The 16,375-nt window shown below is 74.2% G+C and carries 16 protein-coding genes and 1 riboswitch; of the genes, 10 read left to right on the top strand and 6 right to left on the bottom strand.

Annotated elements, in window-relative coordinates; translation table 11 throughout:
* Positions 1-216: 216 nt before the first annotated feature.
* Positions 217-507, top strand: coding sequence for a hypothetical protein (locus KUM42_RS02190; RefSeq protein WP_237494688.1), 291 nt, complete (start codon positions 217-219; stop codon positions 505-507).
* 271 nt (positions 508-778) lie between these two features.
* Here KUM42_RS02190 and KUM42_RS02185 read toward each other — a convergent pair whose 3' ends face one another.
* The 3 genes from KUM42_RS02185 to KUM42_RS02175 form a co-directional block, all read right to left on the bottom strand.
* Positions 779-2,515: a pyruvate dehydrogenase gene (locus KUM42_RS02185; protein ID WP_237494687.1), complete on the bottom strand. Its 1,737-nt coding sequence runs from the start codon at positions 2,513-2,515 to the stop codon at positions 779-781.
* Between the two features lie 268 nt (positions 2,516-2,783).
* A complete protein-coding gene (locus tag KUM42_RS02180) occupies positions 2,784-3,695 on the bottom strand; it encodes a Dyp-type peroxidase (protein ID WP_237494686.1) in 912 nt (303 codons plus the stop codon).
* A gap of 36 nt (positions 3,696-3,731) precedes the next feature.
* Positions 3,732-4,124 (bottom strand): cupin domain-containing protein, encoded by a 393-nt coding sequence (locus KUM42_RS02175; protein WP_237494685.1) that lies wholly within the window; start codon positions 4,122-4,124, stop codon positions 3,732-3,734.
* 214 nt (positions 4,125-4,338) lie between these two features.
* Here KUM42_RS02175 and KUM42_RS02170 point away from each other — a divergent pair, with 214 nt between their 5' ends.
* The 5 genes from KUM42_RS02170 to KUM42_RS02150 all read left to right on the top strand — a co-directional run bounded on the left by KUM42_RS02170 (position 4,339) and on the right by KUM42_RS02150 (position 8,124).
* Complete coding sequence (locus KUM42_RS02170) at positions 4,339-4,881, top strand: universal stress protein (RefSeq protein ID WP_237494684.1); 543 nt, start codon at positions 4,339-4,341, stop codon at positions 4,879-4,881.
* Between the two features lie 5 nt (positions 4,882-4,886).
* Positions 4,887-5,534: a methyltransferase gene (locus KUM42_RS02165; protein ID WP_237494683.1), complete on the top strand. Its 648-nt coding sequence runs from the start codon at positions 4,887-4,889 to the stop codon at positions 5,532-5,534.
* Positions 5,535-5,687: 153 nt separating this feature from the next.
* A riboswitch (cyclic di-AMP (ydaO/yuaA leader) is annotated at positions 5,688-5,841 on the top strand.
* Positions 5,842-5,858: 17 nt separating this feature from the next.
* On the top strand, positions 5,859-6,869 hold the full coding sequence (locus KUM42_RS02160) for a lytic transglycosylase domain-containing protein (RefSeq protein WP_237494682.1): 1,011 nt from the start codon (positions 5,859-5,861) through the stop codon (positions 6,867-6,869).
* A 92-nt stretch (positions 6,870-6,961) separates the two neighbouring features.
* Complete coding sequence (locus KUM42_RS02155) at positions 6,962-7,561, top strand: YceI family protein (RefSeq protein ID WP_237494681.1); 600 nt, start codon at positions 6,962-6,964, stop codon at positions 7,559-7,561.
* A 77-nt stretch (positions 7,562-7,638) separates the two neighbouring features.
* Entirely contained in the window at positions 7,639-8,124 is a 486-nt protein-coding gene (locus KUM42_RS02150) for a VOC family protein (protein ID WP_237494680.1), read from the top strand.
* Here the strand turns inward: KUM42_RS02150 and KUM42_RS02145 are convergent.
* The 3 genes from KUM42_RS02145 to KUM42_RS02135 all read right to left on the bottom strand — a co-directional run bounded on the left by KUM42_RS02145 (position 8,111) and on the right by KUM42_RS02135 (position 10,835).
* Positions 8,111-8,731, bottom strand: a complete 621-nt coding sequence (locus KUM42_RS02145) for an FMN reductase (RefSeq protein WP_237494679.1) — start codon at positions 8,729-8,731, stop codon at positions 8,111-8,113. The two genes, KUM42_RS02150 and KUM42_RS02145, sit on opposite strands and share 14 nt — an antisense overlap.
* Positions 8,728-9,870 carry an LLM class flavin-dependent oxidoreductase gene (locus tag KUM42_RS02140; protein ID WP_237494678.1) on the bottom strand — a complete coding sequence of 381 codons (1,143 nt, stop codon included), beginning with the start codon at positions 9,868-9,870 and terminating at the stop codon, positions 8,728-8,730. Before KUM42_RS02140 ends, KUM42_RS02145 begins: the two co-directional genes overlap by 4 nt.
* Before the next feature lie 77 nt (positions 9,871-9,947).
* Positions 9,948-10,835, bottom strand: a complete 888-nt coding sequence (locus KUM42_RS02135) for a helix-turn-helix transcriptional regulator (protein ID WP_237494677.1) — start codon at positions 10,833-10,835, stop codon at positions 9,948-9,950.
* A gap of 118 nt (positions 10,836-10,953) precedes the next feature.
* On the opposite strand from KUM42_RS02135, the gene KUM42_RS02130 reads away from it, so the two are divergent.
* The 4 genes from KUM42_RS02130 to KUM42_RS02110 all read left to right on the top strand — a co-directional run bounded on the left by KUM42_RS02130 (position 10,954) and on the right by KUM42_RS02110 (position 16,349).
* On the top strand, positions 10,954-11,622 hold the full coding sequence (locus KUM42_RS02130; protein ID WP_237494676.1) for a TIGR04222 domain-containing membrane protein: 669 nt from the start codon (positions 10,954-10,956) through the stop codon (positions 11,620-11,622).
* A gap of 196 nt (positions 11,623-11,818) precedes the next feature.
* On the top strand, positions 11,819-13,894 hold the full coding sequence (locus KUM42_RS02125; RefSeq protein ID WP_237494675.1) for a bifunctional diguanylate cyclase/phosphodiesterase: 2,076 nt from the start codon (positions 11,819-11,821) through the stop codon (positions 13,892-13,894).
* 73 nt (positions 13,895-13,967) lie between these two features.
* Complete coding sequence (locus tag KUM42_RS02115; RefSeq protein ID WP_255557531.1) at positions 13,968-14,798, top strand: HDOD domain-containing protein; 831 nt, start codon at positions 13,968-13,970, stop codon at positions 14,796-14,798.
* A gap of 78 nt (positions 14,799-14,876) precedes the next feature.
* Positions 14,877-16,349, top strand: a complete 1,473-nt coding sequence (locus KUM42_RS02110) for a mannitol dehydrogenase family protein (protein ID WP_237494674.1) — start codon at positions 14,877-14,879, stop codon at positions 16,347-16,349.
* Positions 16,350-16,375: the final 26 nt, after the last annotated feature.

Below are 16,375 nucleotides of genomic sequence, written 5' to 3'. Positions count from 1 at the left end.
CGCAGGCGGGGTGCCGACCGGACGAGGTGCGCCGCTGCTCGCGGTCGGTGCCGCAGGGCGCGCCCCCGGCGCCGGGCGGTCGGCGGGGCAGGCTGCGCACGCGCCGCCGACCACTCACCCGCGCCGATGACCACTCGCCCGCGCCGACGAGGACATCGCCTCGGGTGGTCCCACGACGACGTCACGGGTGGGCCGTGGTCTGCCGATGAGGTGCTCGTGATCCGTTCCCACACCGTGGAGAGCTCGCCGCGGAGCCCCCAGTGGTTCGACTCGGCGCACCAGGCCGACATCCTCGCCGCCTTCGACACCCACCTGGCCAGCGGACTGCACGACCGCAGTCCGTTCACGCCCCGCCCCGAGCGGGTGCGTGAGCTGGGTCAGCTCGCCGCCGCCAGCACGCTGCCCGCCCGGGCCGCACTGCTGCGGTGGGGTGCGCTGCCCGCCGCGGTCCGCAGTGAGCTGCTGACCAGTTGGTACGGCTCCGTGCGCACCAGCTCCGCCGCCTGACGCACCTGCCGTCCACCCTGCCCGTGCAGGGTCGGACAGGTCGCCCGCCCCGGCCGCCGCACGGCCCGTCACGGGCACCCAGCCGGTCTGCGGCCCGTCACGGTCGCCCAGCCGGTCTGCGACCCGTCACGGTCGCCCAGCCGGGCTGCGACCCGTCACGGTCGCCCAGCCGGTCTGCGGCCCATCGCGTCCGCCCAGCCGGGCTGCGACCCGTCACGGTCGCCCAGCCGGTCTGCGGCCCATCGCGTCCGCCCAGCCGGGCTGCGACCGGTCACGGACGCGGGACGTTGCGCAGGTTCGCCCGCGCCAGGTCGATCATCTTGCCGACCCCGCCGCCGAGCACCATCTTGGTCGCCGACGTCGCGAAGCCGCGGATCTGCTCGCCGGTGATGGCCGGCGGGATCGACAGCGCGTTGGCGTCGGTCACGAACTCCATCAGCACCGGCCCCGGCTGCGCCAGCCCGCGCTGCAGGGTCTCCCGCACCCGCGCCGGGTCCTCCACCCGGTAGGACGGGATGCCCACGGCCGCCGCGATCGCGGCGAAGTCCGTCGGCTCGTGGTCGGTCTCGAAGTCCGGGATGCCGTCGACCAGCATCTCCAGCTTCACCATGCCGAGCGAGGCGTTGTTGAACAGCACGATCTTCACCGGCAGCCGGTGCAGCCGCACCGTGATCAGCTCGCCGAGCAGCATCGCCAGCCCGCCGTCCCCGCTCATCGAGACCACCTGTCGGCCCCGGTCGGCGAACTGCGCGCCCACCGCGTGCGGCAGCGCGTTGGCCATCGAGCCGTGCCGGAACGAACCGATCACCCGCCGGCGCCCGTTCGGCGTGAGGTAGCGCGCCGCCCACACGTTGCACATGCCGGTGTCGACGGTGAACACGGCGTCGTCGGCGGCCAGGTCGTCCAGCTGCGCGGCCACGTACTCGGGGTGGATCGGCCGCATCCGCTCCACCTCGTGGGTGTAGGCGCCGACCACCTTCTCCAGCGCGTGCGCGTGGTCGCGCAGCATCCCGTCGAGGAACGTCCGGTCGGTCCGCCGCTCCAGCAGCGGCAGCAGCGCGCGGATCGTCTCCCCGACGTCCCCGTGGACGGCGACCTCCAGCGGGGTGCGCCGGCCCAGGTGCGAGGCGTCGGCGTCCACCTGAGCCGTCCTCTTCTGCGGCAGGAAGTTGACGTAGGGGAAGTCGGTGCCCAGCAGCACCAGCAGGTCCGCCTCGTGGGTCGCCTTGTGCGCGGCGCCGTAGCCCAGCAGCCCGTTCATCCCCACGTCGTAGGGGTTGTCGTACTGGATCCACTCCTTGCCACCCAGTGCGTGCCCGACCGGCGCCAGCACGTGCCCGGCCAGCGCCATGACGTCGTCGTGCGCGTCCTTGCAGCCGGCGCCGGCGAACAGCGTCACCGTCCCGGCGGCGTTGATCGCGTCCGCCAGGGCCTGCACCTGCGCCGGGTGCGGCCGCACCGGCGACGGCTCGGTCACCATCGCGCTGGGCACCGTGGGCCCGCCGGACTCCTCCGCCGCCAGGTCACCGGGCAGGACGACGACGGACACCCCGCGCTTGCCGACCGCCGTCTGGATCGCCACCCGCAGGTTGTGCGGCATCTGCTTCGGCGTGACGACCTCGCACCAGTAGGAGCACTCCTGGAACATCCGCTCGGGGTGCGTCTCCTGGAAGAACGCCATCCCGATCTCCTGGGACTGGATGTGGGAGGCGATCGCCAGCACCGGTGCACCGCTGCGGTGCGCGTCGAACAGGCCCTGCAGCAGGTGGGTGTTGCCCGGCCCGCACGACCCGGCGCAGACGGCCAGCTTCCCGGTCACCTGCGCCTCGGCGGCCGCGGCGAAGGCGCCGCCCTCCTCGTTGCTGACGTGCACCCACTCGATGCCCTCGGTGTGCCGGACGGCGTCGACCACCGGGTTGAGGCTGTCGCCGACGACGCCGTAGATCCGCTCGACCCCGGCGTCCCGGAGCATCTGGACGAGCTGTTCGGCGACGGTGGGGTTCGGCATGGGTGCACTCCTCGGCCGGGTCCGCAGCCGCGGGCCGGCTGCTGCCGCCCCAGTCTCTGCCGCCGAGCTGGACGCCACCTGGCGGGACGGCACCTGGCTGGACGTCAGCTCGTCAGTCGCGCTCCTACTCGCGGCCGCACACCGGGCAGCGTCCGTCCGGGGTCGGCTCGGTCAGCCGCCCGCACGCCGGGCACACCCGGTCCAGCCAGCAGGCCGGGTCACCGCCCTCGGGGTCCCGAGAGGGAGGCGACGGCTCCACGGCGAGAGGTCAGTCCTCGTCGGGTGGGGCGAATCGGGCGAGGGCGTCCATCGCCGGGCAGGTGTAGTACGCCCCGGTGAGCGGGGTGAGGAAGCCGGTGAGCCCGTCCCGGATGCCGTCGGCGGCCCCGGCCATGCGGCGCAGCATCTCGGTCATCCGCCACTGGTCGCGGGCGAAGCCGACGAACGCCGTCCCGTGGTCGGTGACGCCGCCGTAGGCCACGTTGCGCCGGAAGATCTGCTTCTCCTCGCCGTCCACCTCGACGGTGGTGCGGGCGACGTGGGCGCTGGGCAGCTGCTCGTCGTCGGGGATCTCGATGCTGTCGGGCTTGGTGCGGCCCATCATCCGTTCCTGGCCGTACTCGCCGAGGGACTCCCAGGCGGCGGTGTCGTGCCGCCACACCTGGAACAGCACGATGCTCGCCCCGGCACCCGGTTCCCCCATGGGGACGGCGGCCACCTCGGCGGCGGTGAGCAGCGAGGGGTTCTCGGTGCCGTCGACGAACCCGGTCAGGTCGCGGTCGTGCCGGTACAGCCAGCCGGTCACCTCGCGGCCGACGGCGGCCACCCCGGCCAGCGCGGCGAGCACCTGGCGGGCGTTGTCGAACACCGCCGTCCGGTCGCCGCCGGCGATCCACACCCACGCGTCGTGCTGGGTGGCCGGCATCCGGTAGCCGCCGGCACCGACGAGGTCCTCGGTCCAGCTCGCCGCGTCGGCGGGGGCGTCGGTGGGGGAGACCTGCGCCCACAGCTCGGGGCGGAAGCCCACCACGACGTTCACCCCGCCGACGGAGGACAGCGGCCCGGTGAGGCCGGCGACGGCCCGCACGAGCTCCTCGCCCGTGCGGTCCGGCTCCAGGTCGAGCTCGAGGTAGCAGTGCTCGGGGGTGCCGAGGGCGAAGATGCCGGGCTGGGCGGTCACCCGACCAGCCTGCCCTGTCCGCTCCCGGCGCCCGCGTCAGCCCTGGGTCGGCGGCTCGTCCTTGCCGGCCTCCTCGAGCGCGTCGGCCTCCTCCTTGGTCTTGTGCACGGCCTTGGGGGCGTGCTCGGCCGGGCCGTAGACCGTGTACAGCACCAGCGGGTTGACGCCGGTGTTGAGGAAGTTGTGCTTCTTGCCGGCCGGGACGACGACCAGGTCGCCCTGCGCCACGTTCTTCTTCTGGCCGTTGACGATCGCCTGGCCGGTGCCGCTGACGAAGGTGAGGATCTGGTCGACCTCGTGGATCTCCTCGCCGATCTCGCCGTCGACGGGGATGGTCATGATCACGAGCTGGGTGTGCTCGCCGGTCCAGAGGACCCGCCGGAAGTCGGCGCTCTGCTCGGCGACGGTGGCGATGGTGAAGTGCTCCATGGACCTCGTCCTCCTCCTCGGTGCGGGCGGCAGGGGCTGCCGCCGGTCGATCCCCAGTCAAGAGCACCGGAGGCCCGCGCGCGATCCGAGGTGATCTTCGCGGCCGCCACCACCTGCGGGCGCTGGTGTCGGTGCGGTAGGACAGGCTGTGCGGGCCAGGGCGTCCTGGCGTCCGGCAGCGGCCGGGCAGGTGCACCGGACACAGGAGGACGTCGTGAGCGAGCAGGCAGCTGCTGGACCCCAGGCCGAGCGGGACGAGGCGGCCGCCGAGCTGACCGTCGCCGACAACGAGGCGGTCTCCTCGCGGGCGGTCGTCGCCGGTGGCGTGGTCGTCGGCCACGACGGCTCCGACCACGCCCGCGACGCGCTGGTCTGGGCGGCCACGCTGGCCGAGCGCGCGTCCTGGCCGCTGCACGTCGTGCGCGCCTGGCGGATCGCCACCGCGCCGCAGCCGGCCAGCTGGGAGCCCGGCTTCGTGCCGCCCATCACCGACTACGAGGCCGCCGTGCAGGCCGACCTCGAGGCCGACGTCGCCGAGCTGCTGGGCGCCGAGCGCGCCGCCGGCGTCACCTGTCACGTGGTGCACGCCGCGCCCGCGCAGGCGCTGATCGAGGCCGCGGAGGGTGCGGACCTGCTGGTCGTCGGGGCCCGTGGCCGCGGCGGCTTCGCCGGGCTGCTGCTCGGCTCGGTCAGCGACCAGGTCACCCGGCACGCCCCGTGCGCGGTGACCGTCGTCCGCGACGGCGGCGAGGACTGACCGGGATGCCGGAGCCGCGCGAGGTCTCGCCGGAGTTCCTGCGGGCGCACACCACGCCGGCCCGGCCCACGCTGGTGCCCGAGGTGCAGCTGCTCGTCGCCGACGACGTCGTCGCGCTCTGGGAGGCCATGGAGACCGAGGGCGGCGGCGCCGGCCAGGACCCGCCGTTCTGGGCCGCCGCATGGCCCGGCGGGCAGGCGCTGGCCCGGCACGTGCTCGACCACCCCGAGCTCGTCGCCGGGCGCCGCGTGCTCGACCTCGGCGCCGGCAGCGGGCTGGTCGCCGTCGCGGCGCTGCTCGCCGGGGCGACCGCGGTCGTGGCCAGCGACATCGACCCCTACTCGCACACCGCGATCGCACTCAACACCGAGCTCAACGGGGTCACCGGGGTCGAGGTCGTGGGCGACGTGCTGGGCGAGGACCCGCCCGAGGTGGACGTCGTCCTGGCCGGGGACGTCTGTTACGACCGGGACATGACCGCCCGCGTGCTGCCCTTCCTGGGCACCGCCTGGCTGCGCGGCGCCACGGTGTTCCTCGGCGACCCCGGGCGCGCCTACGTGCCCAAGGAGGGCCTGCTCTCCCAGGCCGTGTACGACGTGCCGGACGCCGACGGGGGTGAGATGCGGCGGACGACGGTGTGGCGACTGCCCTGAGCCGTCGGTCACACGCGCCCCACTGGCCCGTGCGCGACCTGGTCAAACGTGGCAGAACCCGACAAATCTGCCGCCGGGGATTGTCACGGCCACGTCACGGCCTCTACCTTGGCCGAGTCCGGTCGGACGTCAGGTCCCCACCCGGGGAGCCCGCGCCGGATGCCGCCGAGTCGCTGTCCGCAGGCGATCCGGGGACCCACCGCAGCACTGGGGTGAATCTCGCTCCGGGCCTCCCCGCCCGGAGCGCGTAGGGCGCCTTCCCGCCCGAATCCGTCAGCTAACCCGGTAGGCGGCCGCGGAAGACCAACGGAGCCCACCCCCTCGATGTCCCGTCGTACCACCGCGCGCGCCCAGGACCAGCAGGCTCCCGCGACCGACGTCCTCGACCTCCCGGCCACCGCCGTGCTGGCCGCCCCGGCAGTCGCGCCGCGTACCGACCGGCGGCTGGGCCCCGCGGGGCTGCGCCGCCCCGCGCTCTACGCCGCCGTCGCCGCGGCCGGCGCGATCATGGTCGGCGTCCTCACCGCCGGTCAGCACGACGCCCTGGCCGACGCGCCCGCCGAGCCGGTGAGCGTCGCGGCGCAGCTCGGGCTCAGCGCCCAGCAGGCCGACCTGACCGTGTCGCAGGGGCAGGTCGGGCAGCGCCTCGAGGCGCTCGCCGGCAACCGCAGCCAGCGCGAGGCCGAGCAGGCCGCCGCCGCCCAGGTGCAGGCCGCCGCCGACCAGGCCGTGCTCGACGCCAAGGCGGCGGAGGAGGCCAAGGCAGCGGAGGAGGCCAAGGCGGCGGAGGAGGCCAAGGCGGCGGAGGAGGCCAAGGCGGCGGAGGAGGCCAAGGCGGCCCAGGAGGCCCAGGCCAAGGCCGAGGCCGACGCGAAGGCCGAGGCCGACGCGAAGGCGGCAGCCGAGGAGGCCGCCGCCGCGAAGGCAGCAGCCGCCGAGAAGACGACGTCGTCGTCGAAGAAGAGCGCCCCCGCGGCCGAGACCGCCGCGGACACGGCCGAGGACACCGCCGCGGACACCCCGGCCGCCACGTCCTCGGGACGGTCGGGCTCCTTCCAGGACTACGCGCTGGACCAGCTCGGCGGTGACAGCCGCGAGTTCGGCTGCCTGGAGAACCTGTGGGGCAAGGAGAGCGGCTGGAACCCCAGCGCCCAGAACCCGCGCAGCACCGCCTACGGAATCCCGCAGTTCCTCGACTCGACCTGGAAGAGCACGGGGATCGCCAAGACCTCCGACGGCTACCGGCAGATCGACGCTGGCCTGGTCTACATCGACTCCCGCTACGGTTCGCCCTGCGGCGCCTGGTCGCACTCGAAGTCCACCGGCTGGTACTGACCCCACCTCGGGACGAGGCCCCCTCTTCCTGACGCTGCGGTGGTCGGGCAGTATCGAGCGGTTCGACCACCCAGACCACAGGAGCGCACAACGTGGGCAAGCACCGTGCAGCCGAGGGACAGGTGTCGGACTTCGACGCCGCCACCAGTGCCCTGGCCGACGTCACCGGCGACTACACGGTCGACGTCGCACACACCCGGATCGGCGTCCGCGCCCGGCACGCGATGGTGACCACCGTCCGCGGTGCCTTCACCGAGTTCTCCGGCACCGCGCACCTGGACACCGCGCACCCGATCGCCAGCAGCGTCGACCTGCGCATCGCCACCGCCAGCATCGACACCGGCACCCCCGACCGCGACGCGCACCTGCGGTCGGCGGACTTCCTCGACGTCGAGCAGTACCCGGAGATGCGCTTCGCCTCCACCGAGGTCGAGCAGGTCGACGACGAGGTCTACCGGGTGACCGGCGACCTCACCATCAAGGACGTCACCCGGTCGGTCTCGATCGACTTCACCCTCACCGGCTCGGCCCAGGACCCGTTCGGCAACACCCGGGTGGGCTTCGAGGGCGCACTGGCGATCAAGCGCAGCGACTGGCAGCTGACCTGGAACGCGGTGCTGGAGACCGGCGGCGTGCTGGTCAGCGACCGGGTACAGATCGAGTTCGACGTCTCGGCGATCAAGGTCGGCTGACGACCGGCGCGGACGGGCGATGAGTTCGGCCTCCGCGGGTGGTCTCCTCCTCACACACCCTGAGGAGAGGACCCACCATGCCCGTCCAGACACCCTGCCTGTGGTTCGACGGCGACGCCGAGCAGGCCGCGACCTTCTACACGTCGGTGTTCCCGAACTCGGCGGTGACCGACGTCCGCCGCAACCCCGACGGGTCGGCGCTCGTCGTCGAGTGGACCCTCGACGGCCAGCCGTACATGGGGCTGAACGGTGGTCCGGGGCAGTCGGCCTCCTGGGCGCTGAGCCTCTCGATCTCCTGCACCGACCAGGCGGAGGTCGACCACTACTGGGACGCGCTGTCCGAGGGGGGCGAGGAGAGCATGTGCGGCTGGCTGCGGGACCGCTTCGGGTTCTGGTGGCAGGTGGTGCCGACCCGGCTGGTCGAGCTGGTGACCGACCCCGATCCCGACCGTGCGCGCCGGGCGCAGCAGGCCATGCTCGGCATGCACCGGATCGTCGTCGCTGAGCTGGAGGCGGCGGCCGACGACGCGGCCGCCGCCCCCGCGGGGGTCACTGCCCCCTGAGCAGGTCCTCGAACGAGGTCGTCGGGTCGGCGAACGGGTCGGCGGGCCGGCTGCTCACCGGCTGCCCGGCGACCAGCCCGGCCAGCTCGCCGGCGGCCCGCTCGATGCGGGAGGCCAGCGTCTGGTCCACCCCGCCGCCGGCCCAGTCGTCGGCGGCGGCGAACACCGCGGTCGGCACGGTGACCGCGCGCAGGTAGGAGAACAGCGGGCGGACGGCGTGCTCGAGCACCAGCGAGTGGCGCGGGCTGCCCGCGGTCGCCCCCATGAGCACCGGCTTCCCGGTGAGCGCGTCGTTGTCCAGGACGTCGAAGAACGTCTTGAACAGCCCGCTGTAGCTGGCGGAGAACACCGGCGTGACCGCGATCAGCCCGTCGGCGCCGACCACCGTGTCGACCGCCGTGCGCAGGGCCGCGTTCGGGAAGCCGGTGACCAGGGCGTCGGCGAGGTCGTGGGCGTGCGCGCGCAGCTCCACGACCTCGACCGTCGCGTCCTCGCCGCGGGCCTGCAGCGCGGCCACGGTCGCCGTCGTCAGCCGGTCGGCCAGCAGCCGGGTGGACGACGGGACGCTCAGGCCGGCGCTCAGCACGGCCAGGGTGCGGGTGGTCATGCCCGCGCCCCCTCCACGGTCCGGCCGGTGACGTCGTCCAGCGCGTGCACGGTGGTGTCGTGCGCGCCACCGGCGGCGGCCACCAGCGAGGCGTGCGTCGGGGCCTCGGGCACGTGCGCGGGCTTCAGCGCGGCGAACTCCCGGCGCAGCACCGGCACGACCTCCTCGCCCAGGACGTCCAGCTGCTCCAGCACCGTCTTCAGCGGCAGCCCGGCGTGGTCGATGAGGAACAGCTGGCGCTGGTAGTCACCGACGTAGTCGCGGAAGCCGAGCGTCCGCTCGATCACCTGCTCCGGCGAGCCGACGGTCAGCGGCGTCTGGGAGGAGAAGTCCTCCAGCGAGGGCCCGTGACCGTAGACCGGGGCGTTGTCGAAGTAGGGGCGGAACTCCCGGACGGCGTCCTGGCTGTTCTTCCGGATGAACACCTGACCGCCCAGGCCCACGATCGCCTGGTCGGGATCGCCGTGGCCGTAGTGGGCGTACCGGCGGCGGTAGTACTCGACCATCCGCTGGGTGTGCTCCTTGGGCCAGAAGATGTGGTTGTGGAAGAAGCCGTCGCCGTAGAAGGCGGCCTGCTCGGCGATCTGCGGGCTGCGGATGGAGCCGTGCCAGACGAAGGGCGGGACGCCGTCCAGCGGGCGCGGGGTGGAGGTGAAGCCCTGCAGCGGGGTGCGGAACCGCCCCGACCAGTCGACGACGTCCTCGCGCCACAGCCGGCGCAGCAGCTGGTAGTTCTCCACCGCCAGCGGGATGCCGTCCCGGATGTCCTTGCCGAACCACGGGTAGACCGGGCCGGTGTTGCCGCGGCCCAGCGTCAGGTCGACCCGGCCGTCGGAGACGTGCTGCAGCATCGCGTAGTCCTCGGCGATCTTCACCGGGTCGTTGGTGGTGATCAGCGTCGTGGCCGTCGACAGCTGCAGCGTGGAGGTCCGCGCGGCGATGTACCCCAGCGCCGTGGTGGGGGAGGAGGGCACGAACGGCGGGTTGTGGTGCTCGCCCATGGCGAAGACGTCGAGTCCGACCTCCTCGGCCTTGAGCGCGATGGCGATCATCGCCTTGATGCGCTCGGCCTCGGTGGGTGCCCGGCCGGTGGTCGGGTCGGGCGTGACGTCGCCGACGGTGAAGACCCCGAACTGCATGGCGTGCTCCTCGTACTGGTCGTTGAGAGTGCAACTACTGCTCGGTGGAACCCTGCCACACCCCGGGCCATTCCCCGTCAGCCGGGCAGTGCGGCCAGCTCCGTCTCGATCAGCGCCACGGAGTCCGCGGGGTCCAGCGCCATCCGGCTGATCAGGTCGAAGGCCTGGGTGTAGCGGTGCACCTCGGCCTCGGCGTCGAGGAAGAAGATGCGGGTCTTGTTCTCCAGGTAGACCGCGTCGGCCGTGGCGGTGGCCAGGGAGTCCAGCACCGAGAACGACCCGGCGGTCACCGGTGGCAGCCCGGCGGAGAAGGGGAGCACCTGCAGCCGCACCCCGGGCCGGGCGGCGACCTCGACCAGCCGCCGCAGCTGCCCGCGGCGCACCTCGGTGTCCCGGGCCGGGTCGCCGGGGACGACGCACCGGCGCAGCACCGACTCGTCCAGCACCGCCGACAGCGTCACGGCCCCGCCGTCCCGGTCGGCGTCGAGGACCTCCTGCCGCCGTCGGCACACCTGCACCCGGCGCTCGACCTCGGCCGGGGACGGCCGCTCCCAGGTCGACAGGATCACCTCGCGGGCGAAGTCCGGTGTCTGCAGCAGCGCGTGCGGGACGAGTGCCCCGTAGCAGCGCAGTGCCCGCGACCCGGACTCCATCCGGATGAGGTTGGCGTAGCCGGGGGAGAGCGTCTCGGCGTAGGCGTCCCACCAGCCGCGCGGGCGCGCCGAGGGCGCGAGCCGCCGGAGCAGCCCGGCCTGCGGCTCCGGCACGCCGTAGAGCTGCACGAGGCGCTCCAGGTCCGCGCCGCTGACGCCGCTGCGGCCGGTCTCGATCCGGGACACCTTCGACGGTGACCAGCCCAGCGCGGCAGCGACGTCCTTGCCGTGCAGCTGCGCGGCCGTGCGCAGCACCCGCAGCTCGGCGGCCAGCCGGCGCTCGCGCACCGACGGCGTCTCGATGACCGACATGCCGGCAGCGTGGGCGTGTGCGTGCAATCTTGCAAGTGGCCTTCCGTCCACCGGGGGAGCGGTGCGACCTTCTGCGCAGCAGTCGTCCCGCCTCTCCCACCTGTAAGGACGGACAGCGATGACCAGCACCCGCACCGACCCCCACGCCCTCGCGGCGCTGACCGGCGGCCCCGCCCGCGTGGTCGACACCGCGGTCGTCGGCCTCCTGGCCCGCGGCTCCCTGCAGGTGGACGACGCGGGTCTGCTGCGCGCCACCGGCGCCGTCCCCGCGCACCCGGTCGAGGCCGCGGTGCACGAGCTGGTCGGTGGCATCCGACGGTCGGCGCCGACCGTCCGGGCCCGGCTGGAGGACGACCCGCGCGTCCTGGCCGTCGCCGACCGGCTGGTCGCCGAGGGCCTGCTGCGGGCGAACCCGTGGGCGTGGGTCTCCGGCTCCCGGCCCGCCCGGGTGCCCACGGCGGTCGGCCGGCGCCTGCTGGCCGAGGCGCGGGCGCAGGAGCCGGCCACCGACGAGCTCCGGGTGGCGCTCGACGGGGTGCGCGCGATGACCGACCGGGCGCGCTGCGAGCTCGTGTTCGGCGCCGCCCCGGGGCGGCGGCGGACCGGCGGACGTCGACCCCGGTCGTCCGGGTGGTACGACGGCGGGGTGTCGGGGACGCCGTTCCTCGCCTGGGGCGGTGGGGACAGCGGCGGTGGCGGTGGCTGGGGCGGTGGCGGTGGCTGGGGTGGTGACGGCGGGGGCTGCGGCGGAGGTGACGGCGGTGGCGGCGGGGGTGGTGGCTGCTGACCTCCGGCGCCGGGGCCCCGGGCGTCCGGGGCCCCGTGCACCGGGGGCCCGGGCTCACCCGCTGTGACCGGTGCCGGCGGCGCCGCCCCGTTGGGGGGAGTTCCGCCGGATGTGCTGGAGAGGAGTCCCCGCCGCGCCGAGGCTCTGGTCAGGACGCACGGATGCGTCCTGTCGGGCGACGGGAGGAGGCCCCCACGTGCCAGCGCGGACGCGGGTGGTGGACGAGCACGAGGTGTCCGCCGAGATCGTCGCGACGGTCTTCCACGGCGTGCGGGTCAGCGACGCCATGGCCATCCTCGTCGTGGAGCCGGTGGACGGCGTCCTGCGCGTCAGCTGGGGCAACGAGAAGGCCGTCGGGCTGCTCGGCCTCGCCCTGGAGGACCTGCGCGCGCTCGCCTTCCACGTGCTGCTGCCGTCCCTGAGCCCCGCCGAGCTCAAGCTGCTGCTGCGCCGCGAGCGCGCCGTGAGCATGGCGCTGCCGGTGCGCTGCGCCAGCGGTGCGGTCGTCGACTGCGCGGTCACCGCCGTCCCGTCGGCGGCCGGACGGCGCTGGAGCGTGCGGCTGAGGTCCACGGCCAACGAGACCGAGCGCGCCCTGCGGGCCACCGCCGACGCCTCCGAGCGCCGGTTCTCCACCCTCACCGAGCGCTCCCCGGTGCCGACCCTGCTCTCGGAGCAGGGCATGCGCCTGGCCCACGTCAACGACGCGTTCTGCACCCTCGTCGGCGCGCAGGCCGAGCAGCTGCTGGGCACCGGCTGGATGACCACCGTGCACCCCGAGGACCTCGACGGCGTCATCGAGCAGGCCGTGGCCGTGCTCGACGGTGGCGAGGGCGAGGCACGGGCGCGGCTGGTCCACGACGACGGCGGCGTGCGGACCACGGTCATCCGCTTCTCCCACCTGTTCACCCCCGGGGTGGGCGCGGGCTTCGTCGCCACGATCGAGGACGTCACCGACCGGCTGGCCTTCGAGGCGCGGCTGGCCCACCAGGCCAACCACGACCCGCTCACCGGGCTGCCCAACCGCACGCTGCTGGCCGACCACGTCATCGACCACTTCACCCCGGGCGGCGGCGGCAGGCTGGCCTGCATCTTCCTGGACCTGGACGACTTCAAGGTCGTCAACGACTCCCTCGGCCACGCCGCCGGCGACGAGCTGCTGGTCGAGGTGGCCCGCCGGCTGCGCGCCACCGTGCGGCCCGGTGACCTGGTGGCCCGCTTCGGCGGCGACGAGTTCGTCGTCGTGGCCGAGGACGTCGACGAGGACGACGCCGTGGCGCTGGCCGAGCGCATCGGCGCCGCGCTGCGTGACCCGATGACCCTCGGCGGGGTCGACGTGCGGCCCACCGCCAGCGTCGGGGTCACCGTGCAGACCGCCGAGCACGTCGCCGCCGAGGAGCTCATCCGCGACTGCGACATCGCCATGTACCAGGCCAAGGCCGGCGGCAAGGGCCGGATCACCGTGCTGGACCAGCACGCGCGCGCCGAGGCCCGGGACAAGCTGCGGCTGGTCGCCGACCTGCGCGACGCCATCGAGCGCCGCGAGATCCGCTGCGTCTACCAGCCCATCTTCAGCACCGCCGACGGTCAGCCCGTCGCCGTGGAGACCCTGGCCCGCTGGGAGCACCCCGAGCGCGGGCCGATCAGCCCGGTCACGTTCGTGCCGCTGGCCGAGGAGACCGGCCTGGTGTCCGGGCTCGGCCTGCTGGTGCTCGACGAGACCTGCCGGCAGCTGGCCGAGTGGGACGCACAGCTGGGCGAGGCCGCACCTGGCCGGGCCAACGTCAACGTCTCCGCCCTGCAGCTGGACGCCCACCTCACCGGCCACGTGCAGTCGGCGCTGGAGCGGCACGGCCTGCGCCCGCACCGGCTGTCGATCGAGCTCACCGAGTCGGCCCTGATGAAGGACCCCGCCTCGGCGCGCGAGGTCCTGCAGCAGCTGCGCGCGCTCGGCGTCCAGGTCTCCATCGACGACTTCGGCACCGGCTACTCCTCGCTGGCCTACCTCCGGCACCTGCCGCTGGACTGCCTCAAGGTCGACCGCTCCTTCGTCGCCGAGCTCGCCGACGGCCACCCCGAGATCACCTCCGCGATCATCGCGCTGGCCGGCAGCCTCGGGCTGTGCACCGTCGCCGAGGGCGTCGAGACGCTGGAGCAGGCCGAGGAGCTCACCCGCCTGGGCGCCACCTACCTGCAGGGCTTCAGTCTCGCCGAGCCGCTGTCGGCCGCCGACGCCACGACCTGGTTCGCCGAGGCCGGTGCCACCGGGTGACCAGCCACCGGCCGACCACCGCCCGGTTCCCCGCCCCCACCGCCCCGCCCCGCACCGCAGACCTGGAGCACCCGTGACCTCCCTCGCCACGCCCACCCTCGCCGTCGCGCCGGTGTTCGACCTCGAGCGCGTGCTCGCCAGCATCGACACCATGGCCGCCCAGCGCCCGGTCGCCGCCCAGATCGTCTCGATCGCCAACAGCGACGACGCCAGCGCCGGGGAGCTGTCCCGCATCCTGGCCAGCGACGTCGCGCTCGCCGGCCGGGTGATGAAGCTGGCCAACTCCGCCTTCTACGGCATGCGCGGGCGGGTCACCTCGCTGCAGTTCGCGGTCACCGTCATCGGGTTCGCCACCGTGCGCACGATGGCCACCGTGGCGCTCACCGACCTGGACGACGAGTCGCGGCTGCCCGAGGACTTCTGGGAGACCTCGACCAGCCTGGCGCTGGCCGCCTCGACGCTGGCGCCCCGCTTCGCCGAACGCCCGCAGGACGCGCTGTGCCTGGGACTGCTCGCGCAGATGGGCGTCGCGCTGCTGCACCACAACGACCCCGACGGCTACGGCGAGCTGTGGACCGCTGAACGGTCCTTCGACGGGCGGCGGGCCGCGGAGGTGCAGCGCTACGGCATCTCGGCGCTGCGGCTGACCTCGGTGGCGCTGGAGCAGTGGGGCTTCCCGATCGGCATGCTCGTGCCGCTCAAGCAGGTCGGGGACCTGAGCTCCTTCTCCGGTGCGCTGCTGCGCTCGGCGTTCGAGGTCGCCGCCCGGCTGGTCGACCGCCACCACGAGGAGCTGCCCATCGAGCGGGTCAGCTGCGGCCAGCTGCGCGAACGCGACCTCGCGCCCGTGCTGGAGCAGGTGCGCACCGACGCCGCGGAGCTCCGCCAGGCGCTGCTGGGCTGACGGGAGGGTCCCGCGCCACGCTCTGCGCGGCGAGGGGCCGGTGGTTTGCCGGTCAGCCTGTGCGGGGACGGCGTGGTGATGCGGCTGGACGCGAGCACCCTGCACGACCTCGGGCCTGAGGTGTCCGTCCCCGGCTACGACCGCAGCGCGGTGCGGACCGGCATCGTGCACCTGGGCGTCGGCGGCTTCCACCGCTCGCACCAGGCGATGTACCTGGACCGGCTGATGGAGCAGGGACAGGCGCTGGGGTGGGGCATCTGCGGGGTGGGGGTGCTGCCCTCGGACGCCCGGATGCGCGACGTCCTCACCGCCCAGGACGGGCTGTACACGCTGGTGCTCGCGCACCCCGACGGCTCCCTGGAGGCGCGGGTGGTCGGCTCGATGGTCGAGTACCTGCTCGCCCCCGACGACCCCGAGGCCGTGCTGGAGAAGATGGCCGACCCGCAGGTGCGGATCGTGTCGCTCACGGTCACCGAGGGCGGGTACAACACCACCGGCGTCGGCTCCTTCGACCTCACCGAGCCCGGCGTGGTCGCCGACCTGCGGCCCGGCGCCGTCCCGCGCACGGTGTTCGGGCTCGTCGTCGAGGCGCTCGCCCGGCGCCGCGCGCGCGGCGTGCCGCCGTTCACCGTCGTCTCCTGCGACAACATGCCCGGCAACGGCGACGTCGCGGCCGACAGCTTCACCGCCTTCGCGCGGGCGCGGGACCCCGAGCTGGGCGACTGGGTGGCGGGCAACGTGCGCTTCCCCAACTCGATGGTCGACCGGATCACCCCGGGCACCAGCGACGCCCAGCGCGAGGAGGTGGCCCGCCGGTTCGGCGTGGACGACGGCTGGCCGGTCATCGCCGAGCCCTATGCGCAGTGGGTGCTCCAGGACGACTTCGGCCTCGGCCGCCCGCCGCTGGAGGACGTCGGCGTCCAGCTCGTCGCCGACGTCGAGCCCTACGAGCTGATGAAGCTGCGGCTGCTCAACGCCAGCCACCAGTGCATGGGCTACCTGGGCATGCTGGCCGGCTGGACGTTCATCCACGACGCCTGCCAGGACCCTGCGGTGCGGGAGCTGCTGCTCGGCTACATGACCGAGGAGGCCACGCCCACGTTGGCGCCGGTGCCCGGCATCGACCTGGAGCGGTACCGCACCGACCTGCTCGCCCGCTTCTCCAACCCGCACGTCCGCGACACCCTGGCCCGGTTGTGCGTCGACAGCTCCGAGCGGATGCCGAAGTTCCTGCTGCCGGTCGTCCGCGAGGACCTCGCCGCCGGCCGCGACGTGACCCGTGCGGCGGTGGCGGTCGCCGGCTGGGCGCGCTGGGCGGCCGGCACCGACGACGCCGGGCAGGAGCTCGAACTGGTCGACCCACGTGCCGACGCGCTGCGGGCCGCCGCCCGGGAGGACGACCCGCTGGCCTTCCTGCGGCTGCGCGCCGTCTTCGGCGACCTGGCCGACGACGAACGGTTCACCGGGCCCTACCGGCGGGCGCTGGCCTCGCTGGCCGAGGTCGGTGCCGCCGCGACCGTGCAGGCCGCCGCCCGCGGCACCCTGCGCTGACGCGGCGCCGCCCCGAGGGGGAAGGT

This window comes from Modestobacter sp. L9-4, assembly GCF_019112525.1.
Classification (GTDB): domain Bacteria; phylum Actinomycetota; class Actinomycetes; order Mycobacteriales; family Geodermatophilaceae; genus Modestobacter.
This window is presented reverse-complemented; position numbering and strand designations above follow the sequence as displayed.